This window comes from Microlunatus speluncae, assembly GCF_009299835.1.
GTDB classification, from domain to species: domain Bacteria; phylum Actinomycetota; class Actinomycetes; order Propionibacteriales; family Propionibacteriaceae; genus Microlunatus; species Microlunatus speluncae.
Genome location: NZ_VKCZ01000003.1, coordinates 500,300 through 523,927, shown reverse-complemented (window position 1 = coordinate 523,927; position 23,628 = coordinate 500,300). Strand labels below are relative to the sequence as shown.

General features: G+C 71.2%; 22 protein-coding genes. 7 read left to right on the top strand and 15 right to left on the bottom strand.

Annotated elements, in window-relative coordinates:
• Positions 1–32: 32 nt before the first annotated feature.
• The gene (locus tag FNH24_RS05895; RefSeq protein WP_152361190.1) at positions 33–1,313 is read right to left on the bottom strand and encodes a BNR-4 repeat-containing protein; all 1,281 of its coding nucleotides are present in this window, start codon (positions 1,311–1,313) and stop codon (positions 33–35) included.
• A gap of 131 nt (positions 1,314–1,444) precedes the next feature.
• Between FNH24_RS05895 and FNH24_RS05890 the strand changes: the two genes are divergently transcribed.
• Positions 1,445–2,326, top strand: a complete 882-nt coding sequence (locus FNH24_RS05890; protein ID WP_152361189.1) for an aminoglycoside phosphotransferase family protein — start codon at positions 1,445–1,447, stop codon at positions 2,324–2,326.
• A gap of 11 nt (positions 2,327–2,337) precedes the next feature.
• On the opposite strand, the gene FNH24_RS05885 is transcribed toward FNH24_RS05890, so the two are convergent.
• The 3 genes from FNH24_RS05885 to FNH24_RS05875 are packed head-to-tail and all read right to left on the bottom strand — an operon-like array spanning position 2,338 to position 5,348.
• Positions 2,338–3,201, bottom strand: coding sequence for an ABC transporter ATP-binding protein (locus FNH24_RS05885; RefSeq protein WP_152361188.1), 864 nt, complete (start codon positions 3,199–3,201; stop codon positions 2,338–2,340).
• A 3-nt stretch (positions 3,202–3,204) separates the two neighbouring features.
• Entirely contained in the window at positions 3,205–4,293 is a 1,089-nt protein-coding gene (locus FNH24_RS05880; RefSeq protein ID WP_246186767.1) for a FecCD family ABC transporter permease, read from the bottom strand.
• Entirely contained in the window at positions 4,290–5,348 is a 1,059-nt protein-coding gene (locus FNH24_RS05875; RefSeq protein ID WP_152361187.1) for a FecCD family ABC transporter permease, read from the bottom strand. The genes FNH24_RS05880 and FNH24_RS05875 overlap by 4 nt, the downstream gene beginning before the upstream one ends.
• A gap of 124 nt (positions 5,349–5,472) precedes the next feature.
• Here FNH24_RS05875 and FNH24_RS32420 point away from each other — a divergent pair, with 124 nt between their 5' ends.
• From FNH24_RS32420 to FNH24_RS05860, 3 genes are read left to right on the top strand one after another with little or no spacing between them, the layout of a single operon-like run.
• Positions 5,473–6,090, top strand: coding sequence for a TetR/AcrR family transcriptional regulator (locus FNH24_RS32420; protein ID WP_152361186.1), 618 nt, complete (start codon positions 5,473–5,475; stop codon positions 6,088–6,090).
• A 50-nt stretch (positions 6,091–6,140) separates the two neighbouring features.
• Entirely contained in the window at positions 6,141–7,052 is a 912-nt protein-coding gene (locus FNH24_RS05865) for an ABC transporter ATP-binding protein (RefSeq protein WP_152361185.1), read from the top strand.
• Positions 7,049–8,662 carry an ABC transporter permease gene (locus FNH24_RS05860; RefSeq protein ID WP_152361184.1) on the top strand — a complete coding sequence of 538 codons (1,614 nt, stop codon included), beginning with the start codon at positions 7,049–7,051 and terminating at the stop codon, positions 8,660–8,662. Before FNH24_RS05865 ends, FNH24_RS05860 begins: the two co-directional genes overlap by 4 nt.
• Here FNH24_RS05860 and FNH24_RS05855 read toward each other — a convergent pair whose 3' ends face one another.
• Positions 8,663–9,877, bottom strand: coding sequence for a type II CAAX endopeptidase family protein (locus tag FNH24_RS05855; protein WP_152361183.1), 1,215 nt, complete (start codon positions 9,875–9,877; stop codon positions 8,663–8,665). It lies immediately after the preceding gene.
• Positions 9,878–9,932: 55 nt separating this feature from the next.
• Here FNH24_RS05855 and FNH24_RS05850 point away from each other — a divergent pair, with 55 nt between their 5' ends.
• Positions 9,933–10,850, top strand: a complete 918-nt coding sequence (locus FNH24_RS05850; protein WP_152361182.1) for an oxygenase MpaB family protein — start codon at positions 9,933–9,935, stop codon at positions 10,848–10,850.
• 442 nt (positions 10,851–11,292) lie between these two features.
• On the opposite strand, the gene FNH24_RS05845 is transcribed toward FNH24_RS05850, so the two are convergent.
• Positions 11,293–13,716, bottom strand: a complete 2,424-nt coding sequence (locus FNH24_RS05845; protein ID WP_152361181.1) for a sodium-translocating pyrophosphatase — start codon at positions 13,714–13,716, stop codon at positions 11,293–11,295.
• A 199-nt stretch (positions 13,717–13,915) separates the two neighbouring features.
• Between FNH24_RS05845 and FNH24_RS05840 the strand changes: the two genes are divergently transcribed.
• Together FNH24_RS05840 and FNH24_RS05835 are read left to right on the top strand one after the other, a co-directional pair.
• Positions 13,916–16,270 (top strand): DEAD/DEAH box helicase, encoded by a 2,355-nt coding sequence (locus tag FNH24_RS05840; protein ID WP_246186766.1) that lies wholly within the window; start codon positions 13,916–13,918, stop codon positions 16,268–16,270.
• A 65-nt stretch (positions 16,271–16,335) separates the two neighbouring features.
• A complete protein-coding gene (locus FNH24_RS05835) occupies positions 16,336–17,004 on the top strand; it encodes a hypothetical protein (RefSeq protein ID WP_152361180.1) in 669 nt (222 codons plus the stop codon).
• Between the two features lie 38 nt (positions 17,005–17,042).
• Here the strand turns inward: FNH24_RS05835 and FNH24_RS05830 are convergent, their stop codons facing one another.
• The 9 genes from FNH24_RS05830 to FNH24_RS31365 form a co-directional block, all read right to left on the bottom strand.
• Entirely contained in the window at positions 17,043–17,513 is a 471-nt protein-coding gene (locus FNH24_RS05830) for an Rv3654c family TadE-like protein (protein ID WP_161606016.1), read from the bottom strand.
• A 61-nt stretch (positions 17,514–17,574) separates the two neighbouring features.
• Positions 17,575–17,925, bottom strand: coding sequence for a TadE family type IV pilus minor pilin (locus tag FNH24_RS05825; protein WP_152361178.1), 351 nt, complete (start codon positions 17,923–17,925; stop codon positions 17,575–17,577).
• 62 nt (positions 17,926–17,987) lie between these two features.
• Entirely contained in the window at positions 17,988–18,245 is a 258-nt protein-coding gene (locus FNH24_RS05820; RefSeq protein WP_217428052.1) for a DUF4244 domain-containing protein, read from the bottom strand.
• Positions 18,246–18,427: 182 nt separating this feature from the next.
• Entirely contained in the window at positions 18,428–19,360 is a 933-nt protein-coding gene (locus FNH24_RS05815; RefSeq protein WP_152361177.1) for a phosphotransferase family protein, read from the bottom strand.
• Positions 19,361–19,454: 94 nt separating this feature from the next.
• Entirely contained in the window at positions 19,455–20,231 is a 777-nt protein-coding gene (locus tag FNH24_RS05810; protein ID WP_152361176.1) for a type II secretion system F family protein, read from the bottom strand.
• Positions 20,232–20,277: 46 nt separating this feature from the next.
• Positions 20,278–21,087 carry a type II secretion system F family protein gene (locus tag FNH24_RS05805; protein WP_152361175.1) on the bottom strand — a complete coding sequence of 270 codons (810 nt, stop codon included), beginning with the start codon at positions 21,085–21,087 and terminating at the stop codon, positions 20,278–20,280.
• On the bottom strand, positions 21,084–22,235 hold the full coding sequence (locus FNH24_RS05800; RefSeq protein WP_152361174.1) for a TadA family conjugal transfer-associated ATPase: 1,152 nt from the start codon (positions 22,233–22,235) through the stop codon (positions 21,084–21,086). Before FNH24_RS05800 ends, FNH24_RS05805 begins: the two co-directional genes overlap by 4 nt.
• 14 nt (positions 22,236–22,249) lie before the next feature.
• Positions 22,250–23,386, bottom strand: coding sequence for a septum site-determining protein Ssd (gene ssd, locus FNH24_RS05795; RefSeq protein WP_152361173.1), 1,137 nt, complete (start codon positions 23,384–23,386; stop codon positions 22,250–22,252).
• Entirely contained in the window at positions 23,383–23,523 is a 141-nt protein-coding gene (locus FNH24_RS31365; protein WP_161606015.1) for a hypothetical protein, read from the bottom strand. Before FNH24_RS31365 ends, ssd begins: the two co-directional genes overlap by 4 nt.
• Positions 23,524–23,628 lie beyond the last annotated feature (105 nt).

Below are 23,628 nucleotides of genomic sequence, written 5' to 3'. Positions count from 1 at the left end.
GCAAGACGACCCAGCAGGCGCGAAACGGCAGCTCAGCGCGGCAGGATCCGGGCCACCACCTCGGCCGCGTAGTGCTGCGAGCGGGTCATCGTGCCGCGGAACCAGAGCAGCACGGTGCGGCCGGGCACGCCCGGGACGACGATCGGGCGCAGGTTGTCCACCGGCGAGTCCGCGGTGATCGGCCGCCAGTCCCAGCGGCCGCCCTGGTCATCGGTGTGGCCGGCGAAGATCTCGTGGTGCGCCAGCCGATCGCCGGTCCGCGGGTCGATCGGGGTGGACAGATAGAGCGTGTCCAGGTCGGCCGGATCGATCGCGCCGAGGCCGGTGTAGTCCTGCTCCCGGGCCCACAGCGGCGGTCCGGCCTTGGCCAGCGGCCGGACCCGCCAGTCGGTGCCGGTGAGCCGGCCGTAGAAGAAGCGCCGGTCCTCCAGCGCCGACTCCTCCCCGGCCCGGCAGGTGATGATCGCCGCCAGCTCGCCGGCGGCATTGCGGCGGAGATCGCAGGTCCAGGCGTGGCTCATCGGGTCGCCATCGATCACCTGGCCGGAGTCGAAGATCGTGGTCAGCCCGGTCTGCGAGGTGCCGGCGCCGCCGATCACCCGCGGGTCGGTCACCGTGCCGTCGGCGCGGTGCAGAGCGCCGCCGCGCAGGTAGCCGTGGAAGATCCGGTTGTCGAAGTCCCGCGGATGGTGATCGGTGGTGATCAGATCGATCCGGTCGGTGCCGTTGGAGGCATAGCGGGTGTAGCCGTTGACGTAGCCGATCTTGGGCTCGGTGAACAACTTGCCGCCGTAACGCCAGCTGTAGCCGTTGTCCTCCGACAGCATGATCGACGGGTCGTCGTTGATCGAGCGGACGAAGATGTACAGCAGGCCTTCCGCGGCCAGGTAGTGCAGATTGGAGTACGTCGCGCCGCGGCCGCCGGTCAGCTCGGACCAGTCGAACGTCTGCTCCGGCTCCCAGGCCGACGGGTCGTGCGGCTCGGCCGAGATCCGCCAGCGGGAAAGATCATCGGTCTTGTGCCGGGCGTACATGGCCAGGTAGCGACCGTCCGGACGCAGCCACAGCGCCGGCACGTCGTGATCATCGGTCTCCAGCCGCTCGTGCAGCACGGCGACCCGGCTGGTGCCGGTGGCCAGGTCGAGTTCGGTCAGCTCGATGTTGCCGGCGCGCGCCTCGCCGCCGGGCCCCTCGGCCGCCGGCACCGAGCCGATCAGGACCCGGTCGGTGTCCGGGTCGTAGAGCGTGCGTTCGTCCTGGAACCAGCACCAGGCGCCGTTGTCGTTGACGAGGATCGACTGCTCGGCCGGCATCAGCTCTCACGCTCCGTGATCAAGGTTTGGTGGCACCAGCATTCCATGCGGTTGAGCTTTATCGCCTTGCGTTCGCGCCGGGTCCGGTCAATACTCCCGCTGGTACCGCGGACGGACGGGAAGGCGCACGGGTGACGAGGTTGCACGAGGGACAGCTCGAGATCGACGACGTGCTGGTGGCCGGACTGTTGGCCGAGCAGTTCCCCGCCTGGGCCGGATTGCCGATCACCCGGGTCCCGTCCACCGGCACGGTCAACGCGCTGTTCCGACTCGGTGATCGCCACTGTGTCCGGCTGCCCCTGATGCCGCACCACGCCGACGACCTGGCCCGGGAGTTGCGCTGGCTGCCGCGGCTCGCGCCGCACCTGCCGATCGGCGTCCCGCAACCGATCGCGGCCGGTGACCCGACCCCGGAATTCCCTTACCTGTGGGCGGTGTACGAGTGGCTCGACGGTCGGCCGTACGGCGACGACAACGTCGCCGACGAGCCGGCGGCGGCCCGCGACCTGGCCGGCTTCGTCGCGGCCCTGCGCAAGATCAAGATCACCCCCGACGTGCCGCCGGGCGGGCGGGCGCCGCTGCGCGAGGTGGACGAGCTGACCCGGCAGGCGATCATCGATTCGGCGCCCGAGATCGACACCGCGGCCGCGCTGCGGGTCTGGGACCGGGCCCTCGAGCTGCCGCCGTTCGACGGCAATCGGGTCTGGATCCATGCCGACCTGCTTCGGCCGAACGTCCTGGTCCGCGACGGCCGGCTGAGCGCCGTGATCGACTTCGGCGGCGTCGGGGCCGGCGACCCGGCCCTCGACCTGATCCCGGCCTGGGCGATCTTCGATCCCGCCGGCCGGCAGGCCTACCGGGACGCGTTGCAGCCGTCGGACAACGATTGGGAGCGCGGCCGCGCCTACGCCCTGCACCAACATTCCATGATCATTCCGTACTACCGGACGACCAACCCCCGCTTCGTCCTCACCGCGATCCGCACCATCCAGCAACTCCTCCTCCCCACCTGAGCTCGGAGGGGTCAGCGAAGGTCGGTAGGGGTGGTGTCGGGGTTGTCGCAGTGGTGCCGGCCGATCGGGATGATCGTCGGGGTGCGGGAGACCGGGTCGCTGATGATCTCGGCGCGGAGGCCGAACACCCGATCCATGTTCTCCGCGGTGATCACGTCGTGCGGCTTGCCTTCGGCGACGATCTGGCCGTCGCACATGGCGATCAGGTGATCGGCGTAGCGGCAGGCCAGGTTGAGGTCGTGCATGACGATCACGATCGTCGTGCCGCGCCGCCGGTTGAGGTCGGTGAGCAGGTCGAGCACGTCGATCTGATGGGTCAGGTCGAGATAGGTGGTCGGCTCGTCCAGCAGCAGCAGGTCGGTCTCCTGGGCCAGCGCCATCGCGATCCAGACCCGCTGCCGCTGGCCACCGCTCATCTCCTCGATCGGCCGGCCGGCCAGGTCGACGATGTCGGTCGCGGCCAGCGCCTCGGCAACCGCACGATCATCCTCGGCGGTCCACTGCCGAAACCAGCCCTGGTGCGGGTAGCGACCGCGGCCGACCAGGTCGGCCACCGTGATCCCCTCGGGCGCCGTCGGGGCCTGCGGCAGCAGTCCCATGATCTTGGCGACTTCCTTGCTCGGGATGGACTGGATGCTGCGCCCGTCCAGCAGCACGTTGCCGCCGGTCGGGGTGAGCAGCCGGGCCAGGCCGCGGAGCAGGGTCGACTTGCCACAGCCGTTGGCGCCGATGATCACGCTGACCTGGCCGGTCGGGATCTCGACCGTCAGATCACGAACGATCTGCCGGTCGCCGTAACCGAGATCGAGCCGGGCGGCTTCGAGCGTGTGCTCCACCGCGGGCCGGATCTCAACAGGCACCTGTAGTGCGACCATCGGTCATCCCCCATTTCCGACACGATTGGAAACGATCAAGAGATAGATCAGGTACGGCGCACCGATCGCGGCAGTCAGCACGCCCACCGGCAGCTGCATCGGCAGCAGGTGCTGGCCGGTGAAATCGGCCGCGGTGACGACGACGGCGCCGACCAGCGCGGCCGGGATCAGCGCGATGCCGGTGCCGCGGGTGAGCCGCCGGGCGATCGGGCCGGAGACGAAGGCGACGAAGCCGACCGGGCCGGCCGCGGCGGTCGCGATCGCCGCCAGCGCCACGCCGAACAGGATCAGGCACAGCCGGTAGACCTCGACCCGGATGCCGATGCTCTTCGCGGTGTCGTCGCCCAACTGCAGCCCGGACAGGGCGGCGCCGGCCCACATGGTCAGCGGCACGATGATCGCCGTCAGCACCAGCAGCGGCACCATCTTGGTGGTCGAGGCGCCGTTCAGGCTGCCGGTCAGCCAGAGCAGCGCGACCTGGGCGTCGTTCACCTCGGCCCGCGTCATCAGATAGTCGATCACCGAGGCGAGCATCGCCGCGATGCCGATGCCGACCAGCACCAGCCGATAGCCGGCCAGGCCCTTGCGCCAGGCCAACGCATAGATCAACGCCGCGGTGATCACCGCGCCGAGCAGCGAGAGGCCGGAGACGGCGAACCCACCCAGACCGAACACCAAGATCGCGACCACCGCGCTGGCGCTGGCGCCCGAGGTGATGCCGATGATGTCCGGGCTGGCCAGCGGGTTCTTGATCATGGACTGGAAGATCGCGCCGGACATGCCGAAGCAGAGGCCGATCGCCATTCCGGTGACCACCCGGGGCAGCCGGAGGTCGTACACGATGAAGTTGGTCGCCCGGGTGCCGCGACCGGTCAGCGAGGCGAACAACTGCTGCGGCGAGATCGGGTAGTCGCCGACCACCATGCAGGCCACGAACAGGGCCAGCAGAATCGCGGCCAGCACCAGCGACACCACCAGCACCCGGCGACGGAGACCGTGCCGGACGCCGCGGACGACGCGGATCGTGCCGACGATCGGCTCGGCGGCATCGAAGGGGGCGGCGCCGGACTGGCCCGGCGCGTACGCGGTCACAGGTCGGCCAGCTTCCGGCGGCGGACCAGCGCGATGAAGACCGGCGCCCCGATCACCGCGGTCACGATGGCCACCTGCACCTCGCCGGGCGGCGCGATCACCCGGCCGACGATGTCGGCGGACAGCAACAGGATCGGCGCCAGGAACATCGAGTACGGCAGGATCCAGCGATAGTCGGGGCCGGTGATCATCCGGGCCACGTGCGGGATGGTCAGGCCGATGAAGCCGATCGGTCCGCAGGCGGCGGTGGCCGCACCGCAGAGCAGCACCACCGCGGCGGCGGCCAGGCCGCGGGACAACAGCACGTTGGCGCCGAGCGAGGTGGCGACGTCCTCGCCGAGGGACAGGGTGTTCAGCACCCGGCCGAGGACCAGCGCGAGCCCGGCGCCGACCAGCAGGAACGGCCCGACCTGCCAGGCGATCGTGAGGTCGCGGCCGGCCAGCGCGCCGACCTGCCAGAACCGGAACTGATCGAACGTCGACTGGTTAAACAACAGGAACGACGTGGTCACGGCGCCGAACGCGGCCGTGATCGCCGCACCGGCCAGCGCGAGCTTGATCGGGGTCGCGCCCTCCCGGCCGAGCGAGGCGACGCTGTAGACCACGACGGCCGCCACGCCGGCGCCGAGGAAGGCAAACCAGACATAGCCGAGGACCGAGGTGATGCCGAAGACCGAGATCGCCAGCACGACGAACAGGGCGGCGCCGGAGTTGACGCCGAGGATGCCGGGATCGGCCAACGGGTTGCGGGTCACGCCCTGCATCACCGCACCGGCCAGGCCGAGCGCGGCACCGACCATTAGGCCGAGCACGGTCCGCGGGATCCGGTAGTTCAAGATCACCAGGTGATCGGTGTTCTGCGCGTCGTAGCTGAACAGAGCCTGCAGCGTGGTCTCCAGGCCGATCGATCGGGTCCCGATCGCGACACTGAGGAAGCTGAGCACGACGAGGATGCCGAGGCCGAGCAGGACCCCGACCAATCGGAACGATGTCCGCCGTAGTGGCGAACGAACCCCCGGTTGATCGGCGGCCTTGGCCACCGTCAACACACTCATAAGGGAAGCCTAACCTGGATCCTCGGACCTGAAAACTTCGTGCTCAGCGCCTGGACCGAGACCCCGCTCACACAGCAGCACTGGACACTTGTACGGTCGACTGGACAGTTGTACAGTCTGCCGTATGAGCATGCGATCGCCGGAAGATCTGACCGCGCGGGCCCGGATCCGGGACGCGGCCATGGAGGTCTTCGCCGAACGCGGGGCCAAGGGTGCGACGATCCGCGCCATCGCCGAGCGGGCCGGGGTGTCTCCGGCCCTGCTGCAGCACCACTTCGGCACCAAGGAACAGCTCCGGGCCGCCTGCGATGATCACGTGCTGGCCTACCTGAAGCAGGGGGTCGCCCTCGGCATCGACGAGGGCCGGCTCGACCGGCCGGACTTCGCCACCGAGATCTACCGTTCGGCCCCGCCGGTGCTGCGCTATCTGGTCCGGGCCCTGGTCGACGAGTCACCCGGCTCGGCGTTGATCTTCGAACGCGTCGTCGAGCTGACCACGCCGTATCTGAAGGGCCGGGACGACTCCCTGGACCCGAAGGTGCGGGCGGCCGTGTTCGTGGCGATGCGGCTCGGCCTGGTGGTGCTGTCGTCCCAGCTGTCCGGCGTGATCGGCGCCGAGCTGCTCTCCCCCGACGGTGCCCGCCGGGTGGGCGCCGCGATGCTCGACATCCTCGATCCGGCACTGTTCGACGCCACGATCAACGAGCAGGCGCGGCGCGCGGTCCGAGACCCCGATTCATGATCATCAACTCCGAATTCGATCACTCCTCCTCAGGAAAGCGGGAAGCTGCGATGAACACACCCGGATCGTCCGTGATCACGGTGTCCGGACTGACCAAGCTGTACGGATCCGTTCGTGCTCTGGACGGGTTCGAGCTGGACGTGACCCAGGGGGAGGTGCACGGCTTCCTCGGCCCGAACGGCGCCGGCAAGACCACGACGATCAGGATCCTGCTCGGCCTGCTGCGAGCCACCTCCGGCTCGGCGTCCGTGTTCGGCCTCGACCCCTGGGCCGACGCGACGGCGATCCATGCCCGGCTCTCGTACGTGCCGGGCGACGTGACCCTCTGGCCGACGCTGACCGGCGGCGAGGTGATCGACCTGCTCGGCCGACTCAACGGGCGGACCGTGACCCGGCTGCCGGAGCTGCTGGACCGGTTCGAGCTGGACCCGACCAAGAAGTGCCGCGCCTACTCCAAGGGCAACCGGCAGAAGGTCGCGCTGGTTGCCGCGTTCGCCTCCGATGCCGAGTTGTTGATCTTCGACGAACCGACCTCGGGGCTCGACCCGCTGATGGAGCAGGTGTTCAGCTCCGAGCTGGAGGCGGCCCGGGACCGCGGCGCGACCGTGCTGCTGTCCAGCCACATCCTGTCCGAGGCGGAACGGCTCTGCGACCGGCTCAGCATCATCCGCGCCGGCCGGCTGGTCGCCTCCGCGCCGCTGGCCGAGCTCCGCGGGGCACGGCACAGTGTGATCACCGCCGAGCTCGACCGAATGCCGGCACTGGATGCGATCCCCGGCCTCGACGATGTCGCACTGACCGGGACCTCGCTGCGCTGCCGGGTCGACCCGGCGGCCCTCGACGCTCTGCTCCGGGTGTTGGCCGAGGCCGGCGTGCGCAGCATCACGATCACCCCGCCGAGCCTGGAAGAGGTCTTCCTCAGCCACTACCAGTCCGAGAGCGGGAAGGCGGCGACCCGATGACCGCGACCATCGTCCAGCCGGTACGGCAGCACAGCGAGCCCCGGCCCGGGCGGTTCACCGGAAGTCTGATCTTGCTTCGGCTGCACCTGCGGCGCGACCGAACGCTGCTCACGGTCTGGATCCTGGCCATGGGCCTGCTGCCGGCGGGTCTGGTCTCGGCGACCAGGATCGGCTACCCGACCGCGCAGGACATGATCAACTTCGCCGAGGCGGCCATGATCAGCCCGTCCCAGCTGGCCACCCGCGGCCCGGTGTTCGCCGCGACCCTCGGCGGACTGGTCGCCTGGACCGTCGCCAGCTCCGGCGCCCTGGTCCAGGCGGTGATCAACATCCTGGTCGCGATCCGGCACACCCGGGCCGACGAGCAGACCGGCCGGCAGGAGACGCTGTCGTCAACCCGGATCGGCCGGCTGGCACCCCTGGCCTCGGCCCTGCTGCTGGCCGTCGCCGGCAATCTCGGAGTGGCGGTGCTGGCCACGGTCGGGCTGCTGGCGCAGGGCCTGCCGATCGCCGGTTCGATCATGATCGGCGCGGTCTTCGGCAGCGTCGGCCTGTTCTTCGCCGGGATGGCCGCGCTGTTCGCCCAGCTGGCCCAGACCGGCTCGGCGTACGCGCTCTCGTTCACCGCGCTCGGTGCCTTCTTCGCCCTCGCCGCCGCCGGTGACCTGGCCCGCTCCTGGCTGGTCTGGCTGACCCCGATCGGCTGGGCCCGGCACGCCGAGGCCTTCGTGGCCGACCGCGGCTGGGTGCCGTTGCTGGCCCTCCTGGCCGGCACGCTGCTGATGATCATCGCCGGCCTGTTGGCCGAGCGTCGCGATCTTGGCGCCGGGTTGCTGCCGACCCGGCCGGGCCGGGCCCGCGCCACGGCCCTGTTGAGCACCCCGCTCGGGCTGGCCTGGCGCCGGCACCGCTCCGGAGTCGCCGGTTGGGCGATCGGGCTCGGCTTCCTCGGCCTGCTGCTCGGCTCGGTCACCCAGTCGCTGGACGCACAGCTGAACACGCCCGCCTTCCAACAGTTCAGCCGCGGCGTCGGGGGCGGCAGTGTCAGCGAGGTGTTCTTCCTCTTCATCGTGTACGTGCTGGCCCAGGTGGCGACCGCGGCCGCCCTGGCCACCGTGCTCGGGCTGCGCGGCGACGAGCGGGCCGGGCTGGCCGAGCCGATCCTGGTCACCCGGACCTCTCGGCTGTCCTGGGCGGTCGGTGAGATCGCGATGGCGGTGATCACCGGGGCCGCGGTGCTGGCCGCGATCGGGCTGGCCGCCGGCGCCACGTCGGGCGCCGGGCTGGCGCTGATGGCGATGACGCTGGCCTACCTGCCGTCGGTATTGATCATGGTCGGGTTGGCGATCGCGCTGATCGGCTGGCTGCCGCGGGCCGCGGCCCCGGTCTGCTGGACCGTGCTCGGCCTGCTGCTCGTGCTCGACCTGCTGGGCGAGTTCCGGCTGGTCCCGGACCAGGTGCTGTGGCTGTCACCGTACGCGCTGACCTTCAACGCCCAGTTCGGCCGACTGGAGCCGGCGCCGGTGCTGATCCTGCTGACGCTGATCGCCGTCGCCCTCGGCGCGCTCGGCCTGGCCGGGCTGCGCCGCCGGGACGTGGCGACCGGCTGATCAGCGCGACGACCGGTCCGGCGGCGGCTGGTCCGGCGGCGGCTGCGTCGGGCGGTACGGCGGTGCCGAAGGGAACGACGGTGTCGCCGGGTAGTGCGTCTGGACCTCGGGATGCGGCTGCACCGGCTGCTGGGAGCCGCCGAGGTACGGCTGCCCGCCCGGGTACTGCGGGGCTCCCGGGTAGGCCTGACCGGTCGGGTACGGATGCTGCCCCACCGCCGGGTAGGACGGGCTGCCGGCGGCCAGCTGAGCCGGCCCGGGACGGTAGAGCCGATCGATCTTGGCCCGCTTGGCCTGCCACAGGATCAGCGCGACGGCGATCGCGTCGACCACGACGGACAGCACCAGGGTGATCGGCGAGCCGGTGGTCTCCGGGCCGACCAGGGCCTCGGCCCAGCCGCCGAAGATCACGATGGTGATGAAGATCAACACGTTGTTGACGATGTGCATCGCGATCGCGGCCTCCAGCCCGCCGGTCCGCCAGGTGAGGAACATCGCGACCACGGCGAACAGTCCGATATCGGCCAGCACGAACGGATCCAGGCTGCTGTGCGCCAGCGCGAAGGTGACCGCGGAGACGATGGTGCTGATCACGATCGCCACCACCGGCGGCTTGATCCAGCTGCCGAGGTTCTGCAGGATCCAGCCGCGAAACGCGTACTCCTCCGCGGCGCACTGCAGCGGCGTGGTCAGCAGCACGATGATCAAGAACGCCAGCCACTGCTCCGGCCGCGGTGACGCGGGCGGGAAGATCACCTGCCCGACGCCGAGATAGACCACCCAGACCGGTAGCAGCACGATCAGGCAGCGGGCCATCCAGCCCCAGCGGATCCGGCCGGCCACCGAGCCGGTGTAGCCCGGCCGGATGCGGTGCACGATCCAGTTCGCGAACAGCACCGACGGGATCAGCGCGATCAAGATCAGATTGTTGAACAGGAAGACGTCGGCCCCCAGCGCGCCCTCGTTGAACGACGCCAGCAGTTCCTCCATGTCCTGCCCGGTCAGCGCCCCGTACACCACGTAGCCGACGGTCAGCACCAGGACGATGATCATCCAGAACGCGACGGTCAGCAGCAGCGACAACAGCGGCTTCCACCAGCGCCGCCGCGGACCCCGGTACAGTTGCTGATATTCGCTCGGCTCGACCGGTAGCGGTGAGACGGGCGCGGGTGCGACGGGGTAGGCCGGAGGGGGTGGGCCGACGGGGACGCTCATAGCGGGCAAGTCTGCCAGGGCCGACCCCGATCACCCGGCCACCTACCATCGGGTTGTGCTGTCATCGGGGCTGAAGTTGATCAGGGAGCGGACGCCGCCGTGGCGAGGGGCCGTCGGCCGGGTCCGGGCCGGGCTGACCGCGGCGGTCCGGGGGCCGGTAGCCGGCGATCGGTTCGCGGAGCATCACGCCCGGATCTGGCACACGCCGGGGCCGCGCTGGTTCGCCGAGGGCGATCCGATCTGGACCGTCCACTCCGACATCGCGATGCTGATCGGCGGGATCCGGGCGCTGCTGCTGCAGTCCCTGCATCCGGTGGCGATGCTCGGCGTCACCGATCACTCCGACTTCCGCGACGACCCGCTCGGCCGGCTGCAGCGGACCAGCCACTTCATCACGGTGACCACATTCGGCACGGTCAGCGACGCCGAGCGGTCGATCGCGAAGGTCCGCGGCATCCACCGCCGGGTCCGCGGCGTCGTGCCCGACTCCGTGCCGAGCGCCGAGCCCGGCCGGGCTTACCGCGCCGATGATCCGGATCTGCTGCTCTGGGTGCACGCCGCCGAGATCGACAGCTTCCTCAGCGCACATCGTGCCTTCGGCGCCACGCCGCTCGACCGGGCCGGCTATGACCGCTACGTCGCCCAGACCTGTGTCGTGGCGGAGCGCCTCGGCGTCGTCGACCCGCCCGACTCGGTCGACCGGCTGGACGCCGTGATCGCGAGCTACCGGCCGGTGCTCACCCGCGGTCCCGGGTCGGACGACGTGGTCGACCTGCTGCTCCGCCGGCCGCCGATCGTCGGCCCGGCCGGCCCCGGCTACCGGCTGCTCGCCGCCGGCGCCGTCTCGCTGCTCCCACCGTGGGCCCGGTCCCAGCTCGGCCTGCCGCCGCGCGATCGACTTCCCGCCCGAACCGCCGCCCGCACCCTGACCCGGATCCTCCGCTGGGGGCTGGCCGGCGACACCGCCGTCTGACCTCAGCGCTGTTCGTCCCCTGAGCCTGTCGAAGGGCAAGCCCGCTGCATGTTCGTTCCCTGAGCCTGTCGAAGGGCAAGCCCGCTGCATGTTCGTTCCCTGAGCCTGTCGAAGGGCAAGCCCGCTGCATGTTCGTTCCCTGAGCCTGTCGAAGGGCAAGCCCGCTGCATGTTCGTTCCCTGAGCCTGTCGAAGGGCAAGCCCGCTGCATGTTCGTTCCCTGAGCCTGTCGAAGGGCAAGCCCGCTGCATGTTCGTTCCCTGAGCCTGTCGAAGGGCAAGACTGATTCACCGGAGCCCTTCGACAAGCTCAGGGAACGAAACACCCAGCCCTCCACACCACCAGGCGAAAGGCAGTCCCGAATGCGGGGTGGTTCCGCAAACGACGGATCCCCTGCACGCGGTTGCGTGCAGGGGATCCGAGCCGGTGTTCGGCTGAGCTACTTACTTCCTCGACTCGGAGGCCTTCTCAGGCTCCTGCTCGAGGTCCGACTGCTCCGACTCCGGCCGGGACGGGAGCTCGTTGACCGCGTCCGCCGCGTTGCCGGGCAGGCCGTCGAGACCCGGGTTGGGCTCGTCGTCGGCCAGCGACTGACCGCGCCGGGTGCTGATCGCCACCGCGACGATGATGCCGGCCAGAGCGGCCAGGGCGATCACGTACCGCAGCGGGCTTTCCGACGTGCTCAGCGGCGACATCGCGACGACGGCCGGGGCGATCAACACGGCGACCAGGTTCATCACCTTGATCAGCGGGTTGATGGCCGGGCCGGCGGTGTCCTTGAACGGATCGCCGACGGTGTCGCCGATCACGGTCGCCTCGTGGGCCGGGGAACCCTTGCCACCGTGGTGACCGTCCTCGACCAGCTTCTTCGCGTTGTCCCACGCGCCACCCGAGTTGGCCAGGAAGACGGCCATCAGGGTGCCACAGACGATCGCACCGGCCAGGTAGCCGGCCAGCGCCGGGGCGCCGAGACCGAAGCCGACCGCGATCGGGGCGAGCAGGGCCAGCAGACCCGGCGTCGCCAGCTCACGCAGCGAGTCCTTGGTGCAGATGTCGACGACCTTGCCGTACTCCGGCTTGCCGGTGCCCTCCATGATCCCGGGGATCTCGCGGAACTGGCGGCGCACCTCGAACACGACCGCACCGGCGGCGCGACCGACGGCGCTGATGGCCAGGCCGGAGAAGAGGAACACGACGGCCGCACCGGCGATCAGACCAACCAGGGTCTCCGGTGCGAACACCACAGCCTGCGCGGTGAACTCGGCGTACCGCTCGGCCAGCACCCCGCGGATCGCGTCCGTGTAGGAGCCGAACAGGGCGGTGGCGGCCAGCACGGCGGTCGCGATCGCGATGCCCTTGGTGATCGCCTTGGTGGTGTTGCCGACCGCGTCCAGCTCGGTCAGGATCTGCGCGCCCTCGCCGTCGACGTCGCCCGACATCTCGGCGATGCCCTGGGCGTTGTCGGAGACCGGGCCGAAGGTGTCCATCGCGACGATCACACCGACGGTGGTCAGCAGACCACAGCCGGCCAGCGCGATCGCGAACAGCGCCACGATCCCGGCGCCGCCGAGCAGGAACGCGCCGTAGACGGCGGCCCCGATCACCAGTGCGGTGTAGACGGCGGACTCCAGGCCGACCGAAATGCCGGACAGGACCACGGTGGCCGCGCCGGTCAGCGAGGTCTTGCCGACCTCCTGCACCGGACGGGCCTCGGTGCCGGTGTAGTGACCGGTCAGCGACAGGATGATCGCGGCCAGCACGATGCCGATCAGCACCGAGCCGAACGCCACGATCCGCGGGTCGTCGATCGGGCCGGTGAAGACGAGGTTCTCGACGTTCAGGCCGGCGAAGCTCGACGGCAGATAGACGAAGGCCGCGATGCCACAGAGCACCGCCGAGATTCCGGCGGAGATGTAGAAGGAGCGGTTGATCGTCTTCAGACCGTTTTCGCCGGACCGCGGCTTGGTCAGGAAGATGCCGATGATCGCGGTGATCACGCCGATGGCCGGCACGATCAGCGGGAAGACCAGGCCGGCCTCGCCGAACGCCGCCTTGCCCAGGATCAGCGAGGCGACCAGGGTCACCGCGTACGACTCGAACAGGTCGGCTGCCATGCCGGCGCAGTCGCCGACGTTGTCACCGACGTTGTCGGCGATGGTGGCCGCATTGCGCGGGTCGTCCTCGGGAATGTTCTGCTCGACCTTGCCGACCAGGTCGGCGCCGACGTCGGCGGCCTTGGTGAAGATGCCACCGCCGACCCGCATGAACATGGCGAGCATCGCGGCACCGAAGCCGAAGCCCTCGAGGATGGTCGGGGCGTCGCCGCGGAAGATCAGCACCACGACGGCCGCACCGAGCAGGCCGAGGCCGACGGTCGACATGCCGACGTGGGCGCCGGTACGGAACGCGATCCGCATCGCCGGGTTGCGGCCGTCCTCGCGGGCCGCAGCGGCCACCCGCACGTTGGCGCGCACCGCGAGCCACATGCCGAGGTAACCGATCAGCGCGGAGAACAGGGCGCCGAGCAGGAACGCGACCGAGCGAGCGCCACGCAGCACCCACTCGTTGAACGCGCCGTCCCCGTGCACCGGCAGCACCAGCAGCAGCAGGAACGCGATCACCGCGAACACGCCGAGGGTCTTGAACTGACGGGTGAGGAACGCCGAGGCGCCCTCCTGCACCGCCAGGGCGATACGTTGCATGTTGGGCGTACCGTCGCCGGCCGCCAGCACTTCGCGGCGGAAGATCAAGGCCATCACGAGAGCGACGAGCGCGATCGCACCGACAACGGCGACCAGGGTCACGTTGATCCCTGACAGGTCAACGGCAAGCGGCAGCACTTCCAGCGCACGTGGAAGTCCGGGCATACGGGGTCCTCCTGAGACATGGGTGTAGCACGCGCCGGGCGCGGCGCAATGGCGGGCAGTCTAACCACCATGCGCACTGGTTTGCTCATCGGTCCCGAAATGCCACGCGGAATCGTCCGAGACGCCTGTCACAGTGGCCTCAGGTTTTCCACGGCGGCGTGAAAAACTTCCAGAAACCCCAAGGAAAGCTGGTCAAACGGTGGAGCTGCTGAGCGAGGCGCAGCAGGTGCGCTATCGGCACCTGGTGCCGCGCCGGTCGGCCTCCTTCGCCGAGTGGCCCGGCTGGCTGCCGGCGGCGGTCCGGGAATCGGTGGCGCGGGGTGGCGGGATCGATCGACTGTGGCGCCATCAGGCCGGGGCCGCCGACGCGCTGTTCGGCGGTCGGCACACCGCACTGGCCACCGGTACGGCCTCGGGCAAGTCGCTCGGCTATCTGCTGCCGGTGCTGAGCGCGACGTACGGCGGCCCTGAGGCGGCCGGCGGTGCGGCGGCGCCCGAGCGGGACCGGCTGCTTCGGCCGCGGCGACCGCACACCGCCCTCTACCTCGCGCCGACCAAGGCACTGGCCCATGATCAATTCCGGATCGCCGGCGAGTTCGGCCCGGCCGGCTGGTCGATCGCGACGATCGACGGGGACAGCGAGCCCGGGCAGCGGGACTGGGCGCGGGACTTCGGCGCCTACGTCCTGACCAATCCCGATCTGCTGCACGCCTCGATGCTGCCCAACCATGAGCGATGGTCGTCTTTCCTGTCCTCGTTGCGCTATGTGGTGATCGACGAGGCCCACCGGTACCGCGGGGTGTTCGGGTCCCACGTCGGCGGGGTGCTGCGCCGGCTGCGCCGGATCGCCGAGCGGTACGGGGCTCGGCCCGTGTTCGCCTTCGCGTCCGCGACCGGGTCGGACATCCGGCGGCTGGCGGCGGAGCTGATCGGGGTCGAGGAGTCGGAGATCGCCGCGATCACCGAGGACGGTTCGCCGCACGGCGAGGTCCGGATGCAGTTGTGGCAGCCGGAGCGGACGGTCGAGTCGGACGCCGCCGCGCTGCTGGCCGAGCTGGCCGCCGACGGCCGGCAGACGATCGCCTTCACCCCGTCCCGGCGGATGTCGGAACTGGTGGCGTTGCGGGCCCGGGAACGGCTGGAGGATCAGGAGGTGGCCGCGGTGGCCGGGGACGGCGCACTGCCGGGGAACGGCGCGTTGCCGGCGGAAGCGGAGGTGCCGCGGATCGAGTCGTACCGTGGTGGCTATCTGGCCGCCGACCGGCGTGCGGTGGAACGGGCACTGCTGGACCGGACGATCATGGGCGTCGCGGCCACCAACGCACTCGAGCTGGGGATCGACATCGCCGGCATGGACGCGGTGATCATGGCCGGGTTCCCGGGCAGCCGGGCGGCGATGTGGCAGCAGGCCGGGCGGGCCGGGCGCCGGGGCGGAGACGCCGACGTGATCATCATGATGCAGCCCGATCCGCTGGACCAGTATCTCGCCGATCATCCGAAGGAACTGTTCGAGGCGCCACCGGAACCGGTCGTGCTCGATGCCCAGAACCCTTATATTCTTGCGCCGCAGCTCACCGCGGCCGCGCAGGAGTATCCACTGACCGCGCGCGACACGGCCTACTTCGGGCCGACCGCCCCGGCGTTGATCAACCGGCTCTGTGATCACGGAGTGCTGCGCCGCCGACCGGACGGCGCCTACTGGACCCGCGCCGAGCGGGCGGTCGACGCGATCGATCTGCGGTCGATCGGCGGCCGGCCGGTGGAGATCGTGGACAGCTCCACCGGGCGGGTGCTCGGTCACGCCGACCGGGCGAGCGCGGACGCCGTGGTGCACCCGGGGGCGATCTATCTGCACCAGGGCGAGACGTATCTGTGTGAGGAGCTCGACCTCGACGCCGGTGAGGCGATGGTCCATCCGGAGCGTCCGGGCTACTTCACCCAGCCGCAGGTGTCGCAGCAGGTGCAGATCGTCGATGATCGAGAGGCGACCCGGTCCGGCACCGGCCGCCGGCACCTCGGCCGGGTGGACGTGATCTCCCAGGTGATCGGCTATCTCCGCCGGGACGAACTGACCGGCACGGTCTGGGACTCCACCCCGCTGGACCTGCCGGAGCGCCGGCTGCGGACCGCCGGGGCCTGGTGGACCGTCCCACTCGACGATGATGATCTTGACGGCGCCCAGGCCGGTGCCGCGATCCACGCGGCCGAACACGCCCTGGTCGGGCTGCTGCCACTGTTCGCCCGCTGTGATCGCGGCGATGTCTCCGGGGTCTCGGCGGTGGCCCATGCGGACACCGGGAAGCCGACCGTGTTCCTGCACGACACCCACGCCGGCGGGTCCGGTTTCGCCCGGCTGGCGTACCTGGCTGGTGACGAGCTGGTCCGCGCCGCGGCCGACCGAGTTGATCACTGCCGGTGCCTGGGCGGTTGCCCCGCCTGCGTGGTCTCGGCCCAGTGCGGTCGCGGCAACAACCCGTTGGACAAGGCCGGTGCCGGACTGGTGCTCGCCCGGCTGCTCGACAGCACACCCGACCAGCCCACCGGCTCGGGCTGACCGATCCGCCGCAGGCCCGCCGCGTCGCAGGTCTTCCGACGCGGCGGAGGTCCATAATGGCCGGCATGATTCCGGTAGCTGTGGTGCTGATCGTCCTGGTGATCGTCTTCACCATCGCGATCATCATCGGAAACCCACAGGCGTTCGATCTTCAGGTCTTCGTGGCCAGGATCCCGGCCAACATCACCGGGGTGTACGTCACCGGCGCAGTCACCATGCTGGTGCTCGCCGTCGCCGGCTGGCTGCTCTGGTCCGGGATCATCCGGATGCGGGCCCAACAGCAGGAGATCCGCGCCCTCAAGGCCGCGGCCGGGGCCCGGACCAAGTCGATCCCCGCCGGCGACAAGGCCGCGAAGCCGGCGGGTGCGGGCGGCTCCGGCACCAGGCGCGACCCCGACGCCGTTGCGAAGCGTGACCGGGAACCTGTCGGCGGAGCCGGTGCTCGAGACGGTGGAACGAAGTCCGCGGTGGGTTCGGCCGACGACAAGGGCCCAGCGGAGACCGCGGGCAGCCGGAGGACAGCCGCGGCGGAGTCGGCCGAGGAGTCCCGGCCCACCAAGGACTCCGGCCTCAGCGAAGGCGACAACGCGGCTCCGGACTCGTCCCGAGCTGATGATCATGAGGGCCGGAAGGGGTCCGGCCGGCGCGACGACAAGCCGGCCACGACGGCGGAGGAACGCCGGCGGATGCTGGCCGAAGCCGACGAACTGACCGGAGACGACACCGACAAGTGACCTCTGCCCCGGGAAGCCGGCCGGACACCGTCGACTCCTCAGCGGGGTGGTGAGACCGGGCCGGCGTGAGCGGTGGCGCTCACCTTCCGCGGCAGTCCGGGCAGCATCATCGGCGGCACCTCATGATCGACTCGGACCGTGATCACGAAGTCGATCCGATCACCGACCTGATCGCAGCTGGCCAACGCCGTCCCGTTCGCCCGCGCGATAGTCCGGGCGGCGGCGCAGGCGTCGTCCCCACCGGACCAGGCCAGCGCACCGCTCAAGGCGGCGAGATCGGCGGCGGCCCGAGCCCGGTGAACGGCGAGGGCGTAGGCGGCGACGCAGGTGCCGGTCAAGGCCAGCACGGTGATCACGATCATCACGCCGATCATCAACATCGTGCCACTGCCCCGTTCGTCCCGATGGTGAGCGGGACGCTGGGCCTGGGTCGCACCACGAGTCGGTCCGCCGATCACCAGTCCGCTCGGACCACCACCGGGCAGAGCGCCATGATCACCTCCGGTCATCCGAACCCACCTCCTTTCTTGTCGATCCCCGCGAGGAATCCTGCTCCGGCCCATCGGCAGGTCAGCCGCCCTCCCCCGGCTCGGTGACCACCTCGGCCGAGGCGGTCAAGGGCACCGGCGGCACCAGCTGGCTGAACGGCTGCACAGTGAGCCGGACCCGCACCACGGTGCTGCCGCCCCGCTGTTCGACCGTGATCATCGAGCCGTCCGGCGCGTCCCGCTTCGCCCGCCCGACGCCGGCCTCGTCACCGCGGGCGGCCTGCCGGGCCACCTCGGCGGCCGTGTCGGCGCACTGCAGTTGCAGCATGATCAACATGATCCCCCAGCCGAGCATGATCAACAGCGCGAGGGCCGCCAGGATGGAGACGGCCAGCTCCGCCGTCACCATCCCGCGGTCCCGCGACCGGCGCATGCCGCCGGAGCGAACGGAAGTCGACCGGCGGCACCGTTCTGCTCTCGGCATGGCCGGCCCGATCAGTTCTTCAGCAGACCGGTCAGCTTGCCGATGACTTCCAGCACGACCTTCACCAGCGACTCCTCGACCGGTCCGCTGGTGACGATCGCCAACAGCACGCCGGCCAGAGCGGCGGCCGCGATGATGCCCAGCACCCATTCGGCGCTGACCAGACCGCGCTCGTCGCGTCGACCGACGGCCCCGCCGGACTTCGCCGGCGCCTCGGGGTGGGCCGCCGGCACCGGCTCGGTGCCGGGACGAACCATGATCTCCGACATTTCTGCTCCTTCCATCACGCATCGATCGCAGACCGACCGATGCCGCATCCACCGCGGATACGCCGGGGAGTCTGTGGCGATCGGACCGGATCGTTCGGCCCGAGCAAGATCTGTTGATAAGCGAACGGACAACACCCGCGCTGTGGACAACCGCGATCCGGGAGCCGATTCCGGCGTCGCGGTCAGCGAGTGACGCGCCCGTGGTCCTCGATCAACTCCAGGCAGCGGGCCAGACAGCGATCGGCGAAATCGAGGTCTCCGTCGGCGTGACAGTCCGTGATCTCGCTGATGCCCGTCCGGAGGTCGTGGCACAGGACTCGGTCCCGGTAGGCGGGCAGGTCACCGAGTCGGCGGTCGGCGTGATCGGCCAGCGCAGTGACGCAGGCCGAGACGGCGGGCCAGAAGGCCCAGAAGCGGCCAGCGACGTCCCGGATCGGGTCGTCGACACCGGCAGTGGCCCAGTCCAACACCGCGGCGACCCGGCCATCGTCGACCAAGAGGTTGTTGCATCCCCAGTCGCCGTGCACGAACGCCCGTTGATCAGGACAGCAGTCGATCAGGGACTGAACGTGCTCGAGCACCGAGGTGACAGCCGGCCGGCGCGCCTCGACCCAGTGCGCCGGCCACCGCCGGGCCGAGTCGAGCTCGGACCGGAGCCGGTCCCGCGGCGTCCGGTAGGGCGCGGTCATCGTCGCGGGATCGAGCTCGCCGTACCCGGTCGTGGCTTCGATCGCGGCTGTCTGCAGCCGCGACCAGGCGTCGAAGACCAGCGGAGTCACCCGGCGGGCTTCGGCGGCGGGGAGGTCCTGCAGCGTCACTCCGTCCACCCAGTCGGTCAGGCAGTAGGCGGCCCCGTCGGGGAGCACACCGAGCTCCCGGACGGCCGGCACCGGCACCACGGATCCGAAGGTGTCGTGAGCCCAGGCGTCCTTACGAAATCCGCCCGGGCCGGCGCCGATGCGTAGACACCCGGCCAACCGGTCGTCGGTGACCCGGTACGCCTGGGTCTCCATCCCCGGGGTCGCCACGGCCGTGACCGTGGCTCTGGCCCGCCCGAACAACCGCGCGGCCAACGCCTCGACCGCACCCTGGTCGAGCAAAGGTGTCCGTGGCACCTGATCACCGCCGCCCCTCGACTCTGCCGATCACCCTCGCGGCTGCACCGACGCGGAGCAAGCAGGTTTTCGGCGGCTGCGCCGGCCGAAGCCTTCAGCCGAACACCTTGAGCAGCGCCGAGGCGATGGTGGGGACGATGCCGATCAGGATGAACGCCGGCACGAAGCAGGCCATCAGCGGCAGGACGGAGCGGACGCCGACACCACGGGCCACGACCTCGATCGACGCCTGACGGCGCCGCCGGGCCAGCTCCGCATGCCGCGAGAGCCCCTCGGCGAGCCGGGTGCCGGACTCCACCGAACGGGCCAGGTCGACCGCGATCGGTGCCCAGACTGGGTCCTGCCGGAGGTCGCGCCAGGCCTCGCCCTCGGGCCGGCCGAGCTCGATCTCCGCCAGCACCCGACCAAGATCATCCGCCACCGGCCCGGATTGCCCGGCGGCGACGTGCCGGGTGGCGGTCCGCAACGGCAGCCCGGCCCCGACCGCCGCACCGAGCAGCGACAGCGCCTGCGGCAGCTCCATGATCAACTGGTGCCGACGCCGCCGGCCGGCACCGGTCTCGACCCACCCGGTCAGCACGACGACGCCGAATCCGACCGCCACGGCCGGCACGAGCAGCAACGCGCCGAGCTCGGCGACCTGGCCCTGCCCGACCATGATCACGGCCAGCCCCAGGCCGGCACCGGCCGCCGCGCGGAGCCGCAACGGCGGTGCGCCACGGCGACCGACCAGCAGGCGCCGGAGCCGGGGGAACCGGTCGCGGCGATCATGATCGCCGCCGACCGCCGCCAGCCGTTCGCTCGGAGCGCGTACGGCGAGCGCGACGGCAAGCCCGGCCAGCCCCGCCGACAAGATCATCATCCAGATCATCCGATTCCTCCGTTCCGCCCGATCCGGGCGCGTCAACGCCTCCCGATCAGCCGTGCTCGGCCCGGGCGGCCAAACCGTCGATCCACAGGATCCCGGTCGCGGCGAGAGCGCTCCCGACCAGCAGGCAGGCCCAGCCGACCGGCTCCTGCCAGAGAAAGGCCACCGGGTCGCCACCGATCAGGTAGCCCAGCCCGATCCCGAGCAACGGCAGCACCGCCATCAGCTTGCCGCTCGCCCGCGGTGCGGCCAATTCACCCGCCACCATCATCCGGATCGTCTGATCGGACACCAGGTTGTCGGCGATCTGATCCAGCGCCGCCGACAGCGGAGCACCGGTCGCCTGGCACAGGTCCCAGCCGCGGGCGAGGTCGAGCAGGCCGGCATGCCCCGGCCGGAGCGCCCGGGCCCGCCAACTCCGTGCCACGTCCCCGCCCAGCCGCTGCACCCGATCGGCCTCGGCGAGCACCGGATGGTCGGCCGCGGCGGCGGCGAGTGCCGCCGCGGGGATCTTTCCGGTCCGCACCTCCGCGGCCAGTGCGCGGCAGGCGTCCGCGATCTCCGCCTCGGCCCGCCCCGCACGCAGCCGACGCCCGCCGCCGGTGGCCAGCCGCAGGCCGAGCCCGACGATGAGCTGAAGGACGGCCGCGTACACCGCACCGCGCACGCCGTCGATCATGAATCCGATCACCAGGACGGCGAGACAGCCCGGCAGCAGGAGCAGCCAGCGCCGGGAACGGCCGCCGCTCGTCGGCGCCGGCTCGGCACCGGCCAACCGCCGCAAGGTCTTGCGACCACCGACTGTCGGCATGATCAGGAAGGTGGCCAGGCCGGCCAGCGCCACGCTGAGCATGATCATGATCGCTCCAGCAGGAGTTCGAGGCGCGCGGCGGCCGGCCCGCGGCGCGGCGGCCCACCGCGGTCGAAGATCAGCGCCGGCTCGGCGACCACCAGTCCGGTCCGCGGATCCTGCGCCAGGGTTGCGATCTCCGCCACCCGGCGCGGGCCCGTCCGGTCCCGGACCAGATGGATCACCAGCTCGACGGCCGCGGCGAGCTGGGCGTGCAGGGTGGACCGGTCCATCCCGCCCAGCGCGGCCAGCGCCTCGAGCCGGGCCGGCACCTGGGTCGCCGCGTTCGCGTGCAGGGTGCCGCAGCCGCCTTCGTGACCGGTGTTGAGCGCGGCCAGCAGGTCGCACACCTCGGCGCCCCGGACCTCGCCGACGACGAGCCGGTCGGGTCGCATCCGCAGCGCCTGCCGGACCAGGTCGGTCAGCGTGACGGTGCCGACCCCCTCGGCGTTGGCCGGCCGACCCTCGAGCCGGACCACGTGGGGATGACGCGGTGCGAGCTCACGCGAATCCTCCGCGATCACGATCCGCTCCGTGGCCGGCACCAGGCCGAGCAGCGCGGCCAGCAGGGTGGTCTTGCCGGAGCCGGTGCCGCCGCTGATCAGGAAGGCCGACCTGGATTCGACGATCCTGATCAACAGGTCGGCCGCGGCCTCACTCACCGAGCCGGAGGCCACACAGTCGGCCAGGGAGAAGGAGCGGTCGGCCGGGATCCGCAGCGACAGGCAGGTGCCGGGCGCCGCCAGGGTGCCGAGCACGGCATGCACCCGAGTCCCGTCCGGCAGCCTGGCGTCGACGTACGGCGAGGCGTCGTCCAGCCGCCGGCCGACCGAGGCGGCGAGCCGCTGCGCCAGGCGCCGCACCTCGGCCTCATCGGTGAAGGCCAGCTCGGTCCGCTGCAGGCCGCCGCCGACGTCGACGTACACCTCGGCCGGACCGTTGACCACGACATCGGTGACGCCCGGCAGCCGGAGCAGCGGCTCGAGGATCCCGGCCCCGACACTGTCCCGGCGCAGCACCTCGAGGGTCCGCAGCAGGATCGCGTCGGTCACCACAGTGCCCTCGGCGCGCAGGGCCGCCGCGACATCGGCGGGGGTGTGCTCCCGCCCCAATCCGGCCAGCCGGGATCGGATCGGCTCGAGCTCGACCGTCGTCATGTCTCGCCCGCCGATCAGGCCGCCCGGCCGTCCGCGGCCGACATCGTCGACCGCCGCGGCCCGGGCGGCTCGTCCGTCTCGGCCAGCTGGTCGAGCAGCGACCGGCAGGCCTTGGCCAGCGCACTCCGGGCCGACCGGCCAGGTGGCTCACCGCGGTCGGCCGCGCGCAGCACGCCGGGCTCATCCCGCACGGCGGCCACCACCTCGATCCCGACGCCGTCCCGGACGGTCGTTGCATCGACCTGGCCGCCCGGTCGCAGCCGGAGCACGGCAGCAAGATCGGAACACAGCCCGCTCAGTTCGGCCGCGGTCTGCCGCGCCGCCGCGAGCCCGCGGACGTCTCCGGCGACGACCAGATAGGTGCGGTCGGCCCGGCGCAATACCTCGGCGCCGGCGTCGGTCGGCGGTCGGGGCAGATCGACCACGACGACCTGGTAGTCGCGGAGCCCCGCCAGCAGCACCGCCTTCACGGCTTCGGCCGACGGCTCGGTCGGCAACTCGGCCGGCGGCGGGCCGACCCGGGCCATCGAGAGCAGGTCGACTCCCTCGACCCGGGGCAGCTGGCCGGCGAGCTGTCCGAGATGCCCCTGGGCCCGATCGAGCCGGGGCCAGCGCCAGCCCGGCTCGCCCTCCGCGCCGAGCAGCAGGTCGATCCCGCCGCCCCGCGGGTCGGCATCGATCAGGAGGGTGGACCGGCCCAGCTGCGCGGCCTGGTACGCGAACGCGGCGGCACAGGTCGACGCGCCGGCACCGCCGGAGCCGCCGACGAAGGCGACCAGGCGACTGGCACCGGCCCTCCCCCCGCCGGCGTCGGCGATCGCCGCCGTCAGCCAGGTCGCGCCGCCGGGCAGCAGCACGACCGCAGCGCCGAGCGGCCCGGACCAGCCGGTGGTCTCGCCGCCGGCCTCGTCGGGCGCGACCAGGAACACGTCGTCGCGGCGCGGCAGGGCCATCGTCGCCAGCCGGGGCGCGACCTCGACCCCGACGATCACCAGATCGGCCATCGCCCACAGCGGACGGATCGCCCCGGGGTCGGGCAACACCCGGGGCTCGACCCCGGCGGCAGCGGCGACGGCCAGGACGCGGTCCAGCAGGTCCGGGTCCGTGGCCAGCACCACGACGTGGGGGGACCGGGCAGGTTCGGCTCTCATGCGGAGGACTCTGTGCCGCCGAGCGCCGATGCGTCGCCCTCGAGAAAATCTGTGGACAACCGAATTGCCTCGGCCTCGGCTGTGGACAACTTCCCGACCACCTCCCGGGCCATGATCAACTTCGAATAGTTGATCATGAACGAGACCGTCCCGACAGCCCGTTGCGACGACCTCCGTCCGGCGCCGGTCGGCGCCGCCGCGACCAGGAGAGATTCCAACGGTGAAACTCAGCGCGGCGCGAA